The organism is Kitasatospora sp. NPDC001175, from assembly GCF_053598215.1.
The window spans coordinates 323242-336641 of sequence record NZ_JBSFJU010000001.1 but is presented as its reverse complement, the minus strand read 5'-3'; the positions used below and the strand labels follow the sequence as shown (position 1 = coordinate 336641).

The following is a 13400-nucleotide window of genomic DNA, read 5'->3' as shown; positions in this document are numbered from 1 at the left end:
TTCCGGCCGCACCTGTCGCGGGCAGTGCCTATGCTGCCGAGCAGAGGGGCAGGTGCGGTCGGCGAGGAGGAACGATGATCGGCAAGTTGCAGTGCGTGGTGCTCGACTGCCACTACCCGGCCGGGCTGGCGCACTTCTACGGCACCCTGCTGGGCGGCGAGATCGGCCGCCCCGACCCGAGGTGGTCGGTGGACGACGAGTGGTCGACCGTCCACCTGCCCGACGGGATGGTGCTGGGCTTCCAGCGCGTCGAGGACTACCGCCCGCCGATGTGGCCGGACCCGGCCCACCCGCAGCAGCTCCACCTGGACATCGAGGTGGAGGACCTGGCCGAGGCCGAGGAACGGGTGCTGGCTCTCGGCGCGGAACTCAAGGACGTCGAGACGGGCTGGCGGGTCTACCTGGACCCGGCTGGGCACCCCTTCTGCCTCCTCCAGCGCGCCGTCTCCTAGGCCGGCACCGCTGCGGGCCCTTCGGGGCTCACACCGGCGTCCGGGTCGGCGACGGGCGGTGCCCAGCGGGTTGGTCAGCCCGGGGTGGATCAACCCAGCCGGGCGACCGCGCGGATCGGAGCGCCGTCGGCGGCGACCAGGCGGAGCGGGAACAGCGAGAGCTCGATCGGGCGGCCCGCCGCCTGCGCGTCGAGCAGCGGGGTCAGGTCGGTGAGGTTCTCGGCGATCACCGCTCCGCCGGGGGAGCCGAGCAGGATCCGGTGCGCGGCCAGCGTGGCGGGCTCGGCGGCGGGGTCGTGCTCGTCGGAGAGATCGGCGAGCAGTGCGGCGACGGCGACATCGCCCGGGCCCGGGTCGGGGGTGGGGTCGATGCTCAGGGCGTCCACGCCGACGGTGCGGACGCCTGCCGCGACGATCGCCTCCGCCGCTTCGGGCGTGAGCCAGGGGTGGGCGAGGTAGCCGTCGGTGCCCCAGTGCCTCGGCCAGCCGGTGGCGAGCAGCAGGATCGTCCCAGGGGCGGCGAACTCCAGTGCCGGTGCGAGCAGTTGGGGTGTCACGCCGGTGCGCGGAGCGAGCCCGCGAAGGTCGGCGAGCACGGCCGGCCCGGTGAACAGCTCCAGCGGCAGCCCGTCCAGGGTGGGCCAGGTGACGTCCACGTGGTACGGGGCGTCCACATGCGTGCCCGACTGCGAACCCAGGTGCAGGCCAAGCACGTTGACCCCGGCGGTGGAGGTGGTGAGCGCGGGCCGCAGTTCGACCTCCGGATCCCCGGGGTAGACGGGCATGCCCGTGGTGACCGGATGTGTGAGGTCGATCAACGTCGGCGCCATGCACCCATCTTCGCGCAGCCGGGCGAGGCCCGGGCGGCGCGGGGCTTCCCGGGTTTCCGGGGTCGCCCCTCCGCCCCGAGGGGGCGGGGTTATGGTGCGGAGTCATGGAGCAGCAGAGCGCACGTCAGCCGTGGGTGGTCGGAGTCTCGGGCGCGTCGGGAACGCCGTACGCGGCCTCGGTGATCCGGGCGCTGCTGGCGGCGGGCGAGGCGGTGGACCTGGTGGTGAGCCGGGCGGCCCGGCTGACCATCCTGGACGAGACCGGGGTGTCCTTCCGCGACGCGCACTGGCAGGAGGACCTGGCGGCGTGGACCGGCGTCGAGGACCTGAGCGACGTCCGCTACTGGTCGGCGGGCGACTTCGCGGCCGGCCCGTCCAGCGGCTCCTACCCGGCGAAGGGGATGCTGGTGGTGCCGGCGACCACCGGCGCGGTGGCCGGGATCGCGCTCGGGCTGAGCAAGGACCTGCTGCAGCGGGCCGCCGCGGTGACCCTGAAGGAGCGCCGCCCGCTGGTCGTCTGCGTCCGCGAGACGCCACTCGATGGGGTGACGTTGAAGCACCTGGTGGAGCTGGACGCCCAGGGCGCCGTGGTGCTCCCCGCCTCGCCGGGCTTCTACGCGGGCGGTTCGACCGCCCGTGAGCTGGTGGACTTCGTGGCGGGCCGGGTGCTGGACGCGGTCGGGGTGCGGCACGGGCTGTACCGGCGCTGGGAGGGCGAGCTCGGGTCCGGCGGCAAGACGGCGTGATCCCGGGGCCTTTGGGCCTCAGCGGCAAGGGCGAGTAAAGCCTCGCAGCCCGGGAGAGTATGTTCTTTGCGATATCCGGGTTGATCCGCGCACGGCGCCTTTGATTCCGGATAATGATCTGTGGGTCTGTAGCGGTTCGGAAGGACGCGGGCGGATATATGGACACGGTTGACAGACAGCTCATCCAGGCGCTGAGGGAGAACGGCCGGGCTTCGTACGCCGAGCTGGGACGCCTGGTGGGCCTGTCGGGCCCGAGCGTGACGGACCGCATCAACCGGCTGGAGCAGGCCGGTGTGATCACCGGCTACCGGGCCACGGTCAACCCGGCCTCGCTGGGTTTCGGGGTCACCGCGCTGATCGGCCTTCAACTCACCGACGCGGCGGACCACGAGGACGTCGCGCACCGGCTGAAGGACCTCGCCGAGGTCGAGGACTGCTGGTTCATCGCGGGTGACGACTCGTACATGCTCAAGGTCCGGGTGCCGGACGTGGAGGGCCTGGAGTCGGTGGTCAAGCGGCTCTCCGGCACGAAGGGCGTAGCCCGCACCAGGACCACGGTTGTACTCTCCACCAAGTGGGAGAACCGGGTGAGCGAACTCCCGCTGGACGCCTTGGACTAGGGACGGGGAGGGGCCCATGGCACTGGTCGGCCTGGAGGAGCTGCGCGCCGCGCAGCAGCGGATCGCCGCAGTGGCGGTACGGACTCCGTTGATCCCGTGCCCATGGGCCGCCGACGGTGCTCGCACCCTCTGGCTCAAGCCGGAGAACCTGCAGCCCACCGGGGCGTTCAAGATCCGTGGCGCCTACAACCGGCTGGCCGCGCTGAGCGACGCCGAGCGGGCCCGCGGCGTGGTCGCCCAGTCGAGTGGGAACCACGCCCAGGCGGTGGCCTACGCGGCGCGGCTGCTCGGCCTCAAGGCCGTGATCGTGATGCCGGACACCTCGCCCGCGGTGAAGGTCGAGAACACCCGGTCGTTCGGCGCCGAGGTGATCCTGGTCGCCCCGGGCGAGCGGGACACCTTCGTCGGTGAGCTGGCGGACGAGCACGGCTACGTCTGGGTGCCGCCGTACGACGATCCCCACATCATCGCCGGTCAGGGCACGGTCGGCCTGGAGATCGCGGAGGACGCCCCGGACCAGCTGGACACCGTGCTGGTCCCGGTCAGCGGCGGCGGCCTGATCTCCGGTGCGGCGGCGGCGATCAAGCTGACCTGCCCGGGCGTCAGGGTGATCGGCGTCGAGCCGGAGCTGGCGGCGGACGCTCAGGCGAGCCTGCGCAGCGGCCGGCTGACGGCCTGGCCGGTGGCCGACACCTACCGGACGATCGCGGACGGGCTGCGCACGCCCTCGGTCGGTGAGCTGCCGTTCGAGCACCTCCAGGCGTACGTGGACGACATCGTGACGGTCTCCGAGCAGGAGATCCGCGACACGGTGGCCCTGCTGGCGCGCCGGGGCCGGCTGGTCGCCGAGCCCTCGGGCGCGGTGGCGGCGGCCGGGTACTTCCACCGGGCCGATGAGCTGGCCGGCCGGGTGTTCGCGGCGGTGGTGAGCGGCGGCAACGTCGAACCCAGGCTCCTGGCCGAGCTGCTCCAGGCGTAGTCTCGTTCCGGTAAACAGACCGTGTGTTGCGGTCAGTCGGATCGAGGAGGCGGGTCACCGCATGGACGCAGGGCTCAAGCGCGAGCTGGAGGCGAAGGTCTACGCGGGTGAGCGGCTGACCCGCGAGGACGGCATCGCGCTCTACGAGAGCGACGATCTGGCCTGGCTCGGCGGTCTCGCCCACCATGTGCGGACGGAGAAGAACGGCGACGTCGTCCACTTCAACGTCAACCGCCACCTCAACATGACGAACGTGTGCTCCGCCTCCTGCGCGTACTGCTCGTTCCAGCGCAAGCCGGGCGAGAAGGACGCGTACACCATGCGGATCGAGGAGGCCGTCCGCCTGGCCAAGGCCATGGAGGTGGACTCCCTCACCGAGCTGCACATCGTCAACGGCCTGCACCCGACGCTGCCCTGGCGGTACTACCCGCGCAGCCTGCGCGAGCTGAAGGCGGCGCTGCCGAACGTCTCGCTGAAGGCGTTCACGGCCACCGAGATCCACTGGTTCGAGAAGATCAGCGGCCTGTCGGCAGCCGAGATCCTGGACGAACTGATCGACGCCGGCCTGGAGTCGCTGACCGGCGGCGGCGCCGAGATCTTCGACTGGGAGGTCCGTCAGCACATCGTCGACCACGACACCCACTGGGAGGACTGGTCGCGGATCCACCGCCTGGCGCACTCCAAGGGCCTGAAGACCCCGTGCACCATGCTGTACGGGCACATCGAGGAGCCGCGCCACCGGGTCGACCACGTGCTGCGGCTGCGTGAGCTGCAGGACGAGACCGGCGGCTTCCAGGTCTTCATCCCGCTGCGCTACCAGCACGACTTCCACGACTCCAAGGACGGCGTGGTCCGCAACCGGCTGATGGAGCGGACCGAGATGGCCACCGGCGCCGAGGCGCTGAAGACCTTCGCGGTCTCCCGGCTGCTGTTCGACAACGTCCCGCACGTCAAGGTCTTCTGGGTGATGCACGGCATCGCCACCGCCCAGCTGGCGCTCAGCCACGGCGCGGACGACATGGACGGCTCGGTGGTCGAGTACAAGATCACCCACGACGCGGACAACTTCGGCACCCCGAACAAGCTCGGCCGCGAGGACCTGCTCGGCCTGATCCGGGACGCTGGTTTCCGCCCGGTCGAGCGCAACACCCGCTACGAGGTCATCCGCGAGTACGACGGCCCTGACCTGCAGCGTCGGGAGACGCCGCAGGCGATGCGACTCTGATCACAGCGCCGCGCACCCCCCAACCGTCCCGGGGCGCGCGGCGTCTTCGGCCACGGCATCCGGCGCACTCGCGGTGTGCCGATGCTCACAGGCTCACCACACGCCACGGGTTCCGATCACCCCGCTGGCTTTGGAAGGATCGTCAGCATGTCCGGTTCCCATCGTGTCACCGTCCAGCCCTACGCCGAGGTCCAGCCCCCGGCAGTCCACGGCGACGGAGGTGAGGCGCGCCGCCCGAGAGGGCACCGGCGCAAGCCGCGCAAGCGCCGGGGCAAGGCGCTGATGGGCGGTACGGCGGTGCTGCTGGCGGCCACCGCGGGCTGGTTCACGGTGGGCCAGAGCGCCGGGAGTTCCGCGCACCCGTCCGCGGCGGCACCCGAGAAGCCGGAGGCTGACCCGGCGTCGGCCGGTGTCAACGCCGCGCAGGCGATCCGCAGCGACTCGGCCGCGGCCAACCGCTCGGACCGAGCCGACGGCACCTACGCGGCCATACCGGGCCTGGGCCCGAGCTTCAGCGCGAAGATCCCGGCACAGACCCGCCAGCTGGTGGTGGCCTCCGGCAAGGACCGCAACTCCTCCGACACCACGGTCACCCTGTGGACCCGCACGCCCGACAACCGCTGGAAGCCCGGCGCCGCCTGGCAGGGCCACAACGCGTACAAGGGCTGGACCACCGACAAGCACGCGGACGACCTGCACAGCCCGATCGGGGTCTTCTCGCTGTCCGATGCCGGCGGCCGGATGCCCGACCCGGGAGCCAAGCTCCCGTACGACCAGGACTCGCACTTCGTGGTCGGCGGCACCGGCTTCAAGGGCGAGCAACTGGCCGGGTCCTTCGACTACGTGGTGGCGATCAACTACAACCGGGTGCAGGGCGTCTCGCCGCTCGACAACCGCTTCCCCGACGGCAAGTCCAAGGGCGGTGGCATCTGGCTGCACGTGGACCACGGCGGTCCCACCCACGGCTGCGTCTCGCTGCCCGAGGACCAGATGATCGAGCTGCTCAAGACCCTGGACCCGGCGGCGCATCCGATGATCGCCATGGCGGACGCCGCGACCCTGGCCACCTGACCCTTGTGCCGCAAGGGGCGTTGTACGGCCCCTACAGGTTCCGGCCTGGGACGTTGTACCCGGGCGTGAGCACCTGACCGGTCGGTAACCGGGTTGAGTGGCAATATGACCAGCTCCAGAATCATTTCGCTCGGCCACTACCAGCCGCCGAAGGTCCTCACCAACGAGGACCTGTCGAAGCTGGTCGATACCGACGATGAGTGGATCCGCAGCCGGGTGGGCATCCGCACCCGGCACATCGCGGTCGAGGAGACCCTGGTCGACCTCGCCACCGAGGCGGCCCAGAAGGCACTGGCGAACGGCGGCCGGCAGGCCGCCGAGGTCGACCTGGTGGTGGTGGCCACCTGCACCGCCGTGGAGCGCAGCCCGTTCACGGCGGCCTCGGTCGCCGCCCGGCTGGGCATGACCGCGCCGGCCGCGTACGACATCAACACGGTCTGCTCGGGCTTCTCGTACGCGCTGGCGACCGCCGACCACGCGATCCGGGCCGGGGCGGCGCGGCGGGCGCTGGTGATCGGGGCCGAGCGGATGTCGGACACCATCGACTGGACCGACCGCACCACCTGCGTGATCTTCGGTGACGGCGCGGGCGCGGCCCTGGTCGAGGCGGTCCCCGACGAGCAGGCCGGGATCGGCCCGGTGGTCTGGGGCACCGAGCCGGAGAAGACCGACGCGGTGGTGATCACCGGCTGGGACCCGACCATCAGCCAGCAGGGCCAGGCGGTCTTCCGCTGGGCCACCACGAAGATCGCTCCGCTGGCCCGGGAGACCTGCCTGAAGGCCGGTCTGGACCCGTCCGAGCTGAAGGGCTTCGTCGCGCACCAGGCCAACCTGAGGATCATCGACGCCATCGCGAACAAGCTGGGGGCGCACGACGCGGTGATCGCCCGCGACGTGGTGGATTCCGGCAACACCTCGGCGGCCTCCATCCCGCTGGCGCTGAGCAAGCTGGTGGAGCGCGGTGAGCTGCACTCGGGCGATCCGGTGCTGCTCTTCGGCTTCGGCGGCGGTCTCGCCTACGCGGGGCAGGTCGTGCGCTGCCCGTAACGGGCCCCGGACACGGCTGTGGGGCGGCCGGAATCAGTCGATTCCGGCCGCCCCACAGTGGTCTCCAGCGCGTCGCGGCACGTCGGCGAACCTCCCCCGAGGACACAACCGCCGTCCGACGCACCCCGGACAGGAGGCCGGAGCTGCGCGCTGAGTGGATGGTGGGACAGATGCTTGTTACTACTTGGGCGGCTTCTTACCGGTGACGCCCAGGTAGACCTGCAGAGCCAGATTCGGCTTGAGGTCCTTGACCTTGACGCCCCAAGAGGTGAATGCCTTGGAATGCTCCGCTGCCGAGGCAAGCAGCGAGACCAGGGCGCCGGCGATGGCTGCCGGATCGACCGTTTTGTCGGTCTTGGCCTGGTTCACCTTCACGGCCTCGGTCAGGGCCGACGCCACCGAGTTGAGGACCTTCATGCGGATCTTGAAGAACCGCTTGTCCCCCTCGGCTGCACCGAGAGTAACGACTCGGAGAATGGCGTCGTTCTTGCGCCAGAAGGCGAGGAATCCGTCCACCAGTTCTTCCGAAGCGGTGTAACCGGGCTTTCCCGCCCAGGACTTTACGTCGACGAGCTCTTTGAGCCCGGCGCTGTCCTCGGCCATTTCCTCGGCGATCTCGAGGACTGCGCCCTCGACATCCGGGAAGTACTGGTAGAAGGTCGCGGGGGAGGTACCCGCCATACGGGCGACGTCGATGACCTTGACGTCCCGGTAAGGCGACGTGCTGAGCATCTCGCGGAGGCAGTCGAGCAGCTTCTGCCGCGTCTCCTGTCCACGTCGCCCGGCGACGCGACCGTCGACGGTGCGAACTTGTCCTGTCATGCCGTCAGCTTACCGTGGCACGATCTTGTCGCGATTCGGTGATGCGACTATTACTCCGCCCGGGGGTGGTTCGCGGCGTTCATCAGGGCGCTCGGAGTGATATTCCGAGCGCATCCGAAGCCCCCCCGTGTGCTGATGACCCCACAGCGTGACGGAAGGTTGGCTGAGGGGTGATCGGGTTGCGCAGAGTGATCGTCAGCGTGGGCTCCGGGCGGTGGCCGGGTCACGGTGGCCCGGGCGTGTCCCTGGCGGGGGAGATTGGATCCGGCGGCGCGGGCATTGGAGAATCGGGGCGGCGGCCCGGCCAGGGTCGCCGCAGACGGGGAGGAGGCAGCGGAGTGGACCAGCTGACGGCGCACGATCCGAGGCGGATCGGGCCCTTCGAGGTGCTGGGGCGGCTCGGTGCGGGCGGAATGGGCCTGGTCTACCTGGCGCGGTCGGCGTCCGGGCGGCGGGTGGCCATCAAGACCGTCCGGGGCGAACTGGCCGAGGACGAGCTGTTCCGGGTCCGCTTCGCCCGCGAGATCGCCGCCGCCAAGACGGTCGGCGGCTTCTACACGGCGGCCGTGGTGGACGCGGACGCGGACGCTCCGGTGCCGTGGCTGGCCACCGCGTACGTGCCCGCGCCCTCGCTGGAGGACCTGGTCACCGAGTGCGGGCCGCTGCCGGTGGACGCCGTCCGCTGGCTGATCGCCGGGATCGCCGAGGCGCTGCAGTCGATCCACACCGCCGGCCTGGTGCACCGCGACCTCAAGCCGTCCAACGTGCTGGTGGTCGAGGACGGCCCGCGCGTGATCGACTTCGGGATCGCCGCCGGGGTCTCCAGCGCCCGGCTCACCATGACCAACGTGGCCGTCGGCACCCCCGCCTACATGTCTCCCGAGCAGGCCAGGGACAGCCGCAGCGTGACCGGTGCCAGCGACGTCTTCTCGCTCGGATCGCTGCTGGTCTTCTGCGCCACCGGCCACCCGCCCTACCGGGGCGGCAACCCCGTCGAGACGGTGTTTCAGCTGCTGCGCGACCAGCCGGACCTCTCCGGGTTGCCGGTCGAGCTGATGGATCTGGTCCGGGCCTGCATGCGGCCCGCGCCCGAGCACCGGCCGACGCCCGCTCAGATCCAGTCCGAGCTGGCTCCGCACCTGTTCTCCCGGGACGACGCCTCCGGCGAGGCGGGGGACTGGCTGCCGGCCAGCGCCATCGCCCTGATCGAACACAAGCGCGGCCGCCGCCCGGCCGCACCGACCCCGCCGCCGGCCCCTGTGGTGCCGCCGCGGCCGGCCGCGCCGCCGGCCGCCCCTCCCGCCGCGCCCGTGGTGCCGCCCGCCCGCAGCGGCGTCCTCGACGAGGAGCTGGCCACCGAGAAGCTGGCCGCCCGCCGCCGCACGCCGGTCGGCCAGGGCTCGGCCGAGGTGCAGCTCTCCGGCGCGGCCGTACGGATAGGGCCGGGCCCGCGGGCCGACCTGACGCCTCCGGCCGAGGGGGCGGCGGCCGGTACGGACTGGGTGCGCCGCGCCGTCCCGCCGCAGGCCGCCCGCTGGCGGCCCTGGCGGTTCCGGATGTCCAACGACGTCTGGGGCACCCCGCTGGTCGCCGACGGCACCCTGTTCGTCTCCAGCTTCGAGGTGCACGCCCTGGACATCGGCTCCGGGCAGCGCCGCTACAAGACCCGTGACGTGGCCTGGGCGCTCACCGTGGACTCGGGCCGGGTCCACGCCGCCGACGGCCCCCACCTGTACACCGTGGACGTCGCCGACGGCACCGAGCGCTGGCGCCACGCGCTGGACGGCTGGGTCTACTCGCTGGACGCCGCCGACGGGGTGCTCTGCTGCGGCATCAGGGGCGGCGGGGTGCAGCTGCGCTCGGCGGCCACCGGCGCCGAGCTGTGGCGCGCCGACGACGCCCAGCAGGACTACGAGAGCCCGCAGTCCGGCCCCGCACTGGTGGCCGGTGCCGTGTACTACCACGGTGGCGGGCGACTGCACTGCGCCGACCCGCGCGGCGGCGGGGAGCGCTGGTCGGTGCCGGTCGGCGAGGACGTGCCGTCCAGGCCGGTGGAGCGCGGCGGGGTGCTGTTCGTCACGGCCGGGCACCGGGTGCACGCGCTGGACGCCGCCAGCGGCCGCGAGCACTGGCGGTTCGACGCGGCCGTGGTGCTCTTCACCCCGCCCGCGCTGGACGGCGGCTCGGTGTACGTCGCCGACTACCTGGGCACCGTGTACGCGCTGGACGCCGCCACCGGGCTGGAGCGCTGGCGCGGCCGGACCGGCAGCCGGCAGGGGGCCGAGCCGGTGGTGGTCGCCGACGGCACCGCCCTGGTCGGGGCCGGGAACACGCTGCACGCCTTCGACACCGCCTCCGGGCGGGAGCGCTGGCGCTACACCGCCAGGGGCGAGATCGTCGGCTCCCCGGCCGCGGCGGACGGCCTGGTCCACCTCGGCAGCCGGGACCACTCGCTGCACACCCTGGACCTGGCCTCCGGACGCCTGCGCTGGCAGCTGGGCACCAAGGGCGAACTGACCGGCTCCCCGGTGGCCGTCGGCGGCAGGGTCTTCGTCGGCAGCAAGGACCGCTGCGTCTACGCCCTCGACGCCTTCTACGGCACCGCCGTCCCGCAGGGGTGAGCCGGCCGGGGCGCGGGGGTCCCGCGCCCGGGCCGGGCGGTTGCCGGGCTCAGCCCCGGCGGGCCTCCGGGTGGCGGGTGAGCCAGCCCTCCCAGGCGGAGGCGACCATGGCCTCGACGTCGTGCTCGGCGCTCCAGCCGAGCTCCTTGCGGATCAGGTCGGCGGCGGCGACCACCCGGGCCGGGTCACCCGGACGGCGCGGGGTGACCTCGGGGGCGATGTCCCGCCCGGTGACGCGGGCGATCACGGCGAGCATCTCGCTGACCGACACACCCTCGCCGCGCCCGATGTTGAGGGTCAGCGAGACCGGCCCGTCGGCCGCGTCGAGCCGCTTCACGGCCGCGACGTGGGCGGAGGCGATGTCCGAGACGTGGATGAAGTCGCGGATGCAGGTGCCGTCCGGAGTCGGGTAGTCGGCACCGAAGATCAGCGGCGGCAGCCCGTCCGTGAGCCGCTGGAAGACCATCGGGACCAGGTTGGTGACCCCGTCGTCGGCCAGCACCGGCGAGGCCGCGCCCGCGACGTTGAAGTAGCGCAGCGACACCGTGGAGAGGCCGTACGCCTGGGCGGAGGCGTTCAGCAGCCACTCGCCGACCAGCTTGGTCTCGCCGTACGGGTTGATCGGGGCGCAGGGCGTGTCCTCGGTGACCAGGTCCACGTCCGGCATGCCGTACACGGCGGCGGAGGAGGAGAACAGCACCTTCTTCACACCGGCGGCGACCGCGGCGGCCAGGACGGTGCGCAGGCCCTCCACGTTCTCGTGGTAGTAGTGCAGCGGCTCGGCCACCGACTCGCCGACCTGCTTCTTCGCGGCGATGTGCAGCACCCCGGTGACCTGGTGGGCGCGGAGCGCCTCGTCGAGGACCGCCCGGTCCAGGACCGAGCCGGTCACCAGGGGCACGCCTTCGGGCAGCCGGTCACGGGAGCCGCTGCTCAGGTCGTCCAGAACCACGACCCGCTCGCCGGCTGCGACCAGTTGGTGCACCACATGTCCGCCGATGTAGCCGGCTCCGCCGGTGATCAACCATGTCATGGCGGGAATCCTATGCCAGGTGGCGGCGGCTGGACCGGCCACGAGCGAACCGGGCGGCGGGCCTGGCGCGTCGGGCACCTCGGGGGAATCGGACGGCTGACATGGACGGTCCGGTACGATCGCAAGCGATTACTGGGATCACCGGGCGGCCCGTCCCTTCCCCTGAGTGACGCGGATAATGGCTGTGATGGAGGGGGTAGGGGCCCGAATGGCCAGTAGCAATTTCGGCGAACCTCCTCGGGTCAGCGTTGTGGTGATCGTCTTCAACGACGCCGAGCGGATCGCCACCGCCGTGCGGTCCGCGCTCTCCCAGGGTGACGCGGTCGGCGAGGTCGTCGTGGTCGACGACGCCTCCACCGACGCCACTCCGGAACGGCTGGCCCGGCTGGCGGCCGCGGACGGCCGGGTGCGGGTGATCACCAGGACCGAGAACAGCGGCGGCTGCGGCACCCCGCGCAACCAGGGCCTGAACGCCGCGCGCGAGCGGTACGTGATGCTGCTGGACAGCGACGACGTGCTGCCCCCCGACGCCGCCCGCACCCTGCTGGACACCGCCGTCGCCGAGCAGGCCGAGGTGGTCGCCGGCGTCTGCGTCCGCCGCGAGTTGCCCGCGGGCACCGACTCGCCCTGGCAGCGCGACCTGTTCCCGGCCGACGGCGCCCCGCCCGAGCGCTACGACGGCATCGGCGGCCGGCCCGAGTTCCTGCGTGACACGCTCTGCGTCAACAAGCTCTACGAGCGCGACTTCCTCGACCGCCACCAGGTGCGCTTCGCCGAGGGCGCGGTGCACTACGAGGACTTCGTCTTCACCGCCCTGCTCTACGCCGCCCGGCCGAGGCTGGTCGCGATCCCCGACACCGTGTACCTCTGGCACGTCCGCCGGGCCGCCGGGCGGCAGTCGATCTCGCTCCGCCGGGACGAGGTCCGCAACTGGCAGGACCGGGTGGACGCGCACACCGAGGTGGTCCGGATCCTGCTCGACTCCGACCAGCCCGAACTGGCCCGGGCGGCCCGGACCAAGTTCGTCGACCACGACCTGCGGATGTACGTCCGTGAGCTCCGCCACAAGCCCCCCTCCTACCGGGCCGAGTGGTGGCAGATCGCCCGGGCCCACCTGAGCTCCTTCGAGCCCGCCGCGCTGGCCGCCGCCACCCCGGCGGGCCGTTGGGTCGCCGAACTGCTGCTGGCCCGTCCCGAGCCGGTGACCGGCGCCGAGCTGCGCCGGATGGGTGAGCTCGCCGCCAACCCGCCCAGGCTCGCCCCGCCGTACCCGGTCGACGCAGAGGGCCGTCCGGAGCTGGCCGCCGGAGTGCCGCTGACCGGCCTCACCGAGCTGCCACCGGCCCAGCTCCCGCTGGCCGTGGACGGCGTCGTCAGGCTCGCCTCCTCGTGCGCCGTACGGTTGCGGGTGCACGACGCGTACGGGCTGGTCTCCGCCGCCGAGCCGGTCGGCGCCACCCTGGAGCTGCGCACCCGGGTCGGGCCGCCGCTGACCCTGCGCCACCCGCTGCAGCTGACCGAGCACCCCGAGGACGGCTGGATCGCCACCACCTCGGTGGACGCCTTCGAGCTGCGGGACGTCGGCGAGATGACCGCCTGGGCGATGCGGGTCAAGGTGCGCTACGCCGACGGCAGCGGCGCCATCACCGCGGTCCGTTCGGCGACGCCGGCCAAGCGGCACGTGGTCTTCCGCCCGCCGCTGAGGATCGCCCTGGTGCAGGTGTACGAGACCGGGAACGGCGAGCTGGGCCTGCGGGTCGCCGACGGCGTCCGCGGCGGCTGGGAGGTCGTCCGCAGCCGGCTGCGCCGGGCGCTGGCCCGTCGGGGCTGAGACGGGTCGGTCCGAGACCTGCGGGAGCGCGCTCGTGTCCGGGCCCGCCGCCGTCCGGGCCGGGCCGGGCAGCCGGTGACCGGTGGCCGGGGGTGGGTCCGGCGGATGGCAGAATTTATGGGA

The 13400-nt window shown here is 72.3% G+C and carries 12 protein-coding genes; 9 read left to right on the top strand and 3 right to left on the bottom strand.

What is annotated here, in order from left to right; genetic code table 11:
* Positions 1 to 74 precede the first annotated feature (74 nt).
* A complete protein-coding gene (locus ACWDAK_RS01550) occupies positions 75 to 452 on the top strand; it encodes a VOC family protein (protein ID WP_344634890.1) in 378 nt (125 codons plus the stop codon).
* A gap of 89 nt (positions 453 to 541) precedes the next feature.
* On the opposite strand, the gene ACWDAK_RS01545 is transcribed toward ACWDAK_RS01550, so the two are convergent.
* Entirely contained in the window at positions 542 to 1282 is a 741-nt protein-coding gene (locus tag ACWDAK_RS01545; RefSeq protein WP_427392803.1) for a cyclase family protein, read from the bottom strand.
* 104 nt (positions 1283 to 1386) lie between these two features.
* Between ACWDAK_RS01545 and ACWDAK_RS01540 the strand changes: the two genes are divergently transcribed.
* The 6 genes from ACWDAK_RS01540 (at position 1387) to ACWDAK_RS01515 (ending at position 6970) form a co-directional block, all read left to right on the top strand.
* Positions 1387 to 2028 (top strand): UbiX family flavin prenyltransferase, encoded by a 642-nt coding sequence (locus ACWDAK_RS01540; RefSeq protein ID WP_344634888.1) that lies wholly within the window; start codon positions 1387 to 1389, stop codon positions 2026 to 2028.
* Between the two features lie 158 nt (positions 2029 to 2186).
* Complete coding sequence (locus ACWDAK_RS01535) at positions 2187 to 2648, top strand: Lrp/AsnC family transcriptional regulator (RefSeq protein ID WP_344634887.1); 462 nt, start codon at positions 2187 to 2189, stop codon at positions 2646 to 2648.
* 16 nt (positions 2649 to 2664) lie between these two features.
* A complete protein-coding gene (locus ACWDAK_RS01530; protein ID WP_344634886.1) occupies positions 2665 to 3627 on the top strand; it encodes a threonine ammonia-lyase in 963 nt (320 codons plus the stop codon).
* A gap of 61 nt (positions 3628 to 3688) precedes the next feature.
* On the top strand, positions 3689 to 4852 hold the full coding sequence (mqnE, locus tag ACWDAK_RS01525) for an aminofutalosine synthase MqnE (RefSeq protein ID WP_344634885.1): 1164 nt from the start codon (positions 3689 to 3691) through the stop codon (positions 4850 to 4852).
* Between the two features lie 147 nt (positions 4853 to 4999).
* Positions 5000 to 5923, top strand: coding sequence for a L,D-transpeptidase family protein (locus ACWDAK_RS01520; RefSeq protein ID WP_427392804.1), 924 nt, complete (start codon positions 5000 to 5002; stop codon positions 5921 to 5923).
* Between the two features lie 105 nt (positions 5924 to 6028).
* Positions 6029 to 6970 carry a beta-ketoacyl-ACP synthase III gene (locus ACWDAK_RS01515; RefSeq protein WP_427392805.1) on the top strand — a complete coding sequence of 314 codons (942 nt, stop codon included), beginning with the start codon at positions 6029 to 6031 and terminating at the stop codon, positions 6968 to 6970.
* A gap of 180 nt (positions 6971 to 7150) precedes the next feature.
* On the opposite strand, the gene ACWDAK_RS01510 is transcribed toward ACWDAK_RS01515, so the two are convergent.
* On the bottom strand, positions 7151 to 7792 hold the full coding sequence (locus ACWDAK_RS01510; protein ID WP_344634882.1) for a TetR family transcriptional regulator: 642 nt from the start codon (positions 7790 to 7792) through the stop codon (positions 7151 to 7153).
* A gap of 338 nt (positions 7793 to 8130) precedes the next feature.
* Here ACWDAK_RS01510 and ACWDAK_RS01505 point away from each other — a divergent pair, with 338 nt between their 5' ends.
* Complete coding sequence (locus ACWDAK_RS01505; RefSeq protein ID WP_427392806.1) at positions 8131 to 10413, top strand: outer membrane protein assembly factor BamB family protein; 2283 nt, start codon at positions 8131 to 8133, stop codon at positions 10411 to 10413.
* Between the two features lie 49 nt (positions 10414 to 10462).
* On the opposite strand, the gene galE is transcribed toward ACWDAK_RS01505, so the two are convergent.
* Entirely contained in the window at positions 10463 to 11446 is a 984-nt protein-coding gene (galE, locus tag ACWDAK_RS01500; protein ID WP_344634880.1) for a UDP-glucose 4-epimerase GalE, read from the bottom strand.
* A gap of 208 nt (positions 11447 to 11654) precedes the next feature.
* Here galE and ACWDAK_RS01495 point away from each other — a divergent pair, with 208 nt between their 5' ends.
* Positions 11655 to 13277, top strand: a complete 1623-nt coding sequence (locus tag ACWDAK_RS01495) for a glycosyltransferase family 2 protein (protein ID WP_344634879.1) — start codon at positions 11655 to 11657, stop codon at positions 13275 to 13277.
* The last annotated feature ends 123 nt before the right edge of the window (positions 13278 to 13400 follow it).

Bases quoted from the DNA above. Each gene is read 5' to 3' on its own strand.
- ACWDAK_RS01540 (WP_344634888.1), top strand. From the start codon at position 1,387: ATGGAGCAGCAGAGCGCACGTCAGCCGTGGGTGGTCGGAGTCTCGGGC.
- ACWDAK_RS01545 (WP_427392803.1), bottom strand. From the start codon at position 1,282: ATGGCGCCGACGTTGATCGACCTCACACATCCGGTCACCACGGGCATG.
- ACWDAK_RS01550 (WP_344634890.1), top strand. From the start codon at position 75: ATGATCGGCAAGTTGCAGTGCGTGGTGCTCGACTGCCACTACCCGGCC.
- ACWDAK_RS01515 (WP_427392805.1), top strand. From the start codon at position 6,029: ATGACCAGCTCCAGAATCATTTCGCTCGGCCACTACCAGCCGCCGAAG.
- ACWDAK_RS01520 (WP_427392804.1), top strand. From the start codon at position 5,000: ATGTCCGGTTCCCATCGTGTCACCGTCCAGCCCTACGCCGAGGTCCAG.
- ACWDAK_RS01530 (WP_344634886.1), top strand. From the start codon at position 2,665: ATGGCACTGGTCGGCCTGGAGGAGCTGCGCGCCGCGCAGCAGCGGATC.
- ACWDAK_RS01510 (WP_344634882.1), bottom strand. From the start codon at position 7,792: ATGACAGGACAAGTTCGCACCGTCGACGGTCGCGTCGCCGGGCGACGT.
- galE (WP_344634880.1), bottom strand. From the start codon at position 11,446: ATGACATGGTTGATCACCGGCGGAGCCGGCTACATCGGCGGACATGTG.
- mqnE (WP_344634885.1), top strand. From the start codon at position 3,689: ATGGACGCAGGGCTCAAGCGCGAGCTGGAGGCGAAGGTCTACGCGGGT.
- ACWDAK_RS01495 (WP_344634879.1), top strand. From the start codon at position 11,655: ATGGCCAGTAGCAATTTCGGCGAACCTCCTCGGGTCAGCGTTGTGGTG.
- ACWDAK_RS01535 (WP_344634887.1), top strand. From the start codon at position 2,187: ATGGACACGGTTGACAGACAGCTCATCCAGGCGCTGAGGGAGAACGGC.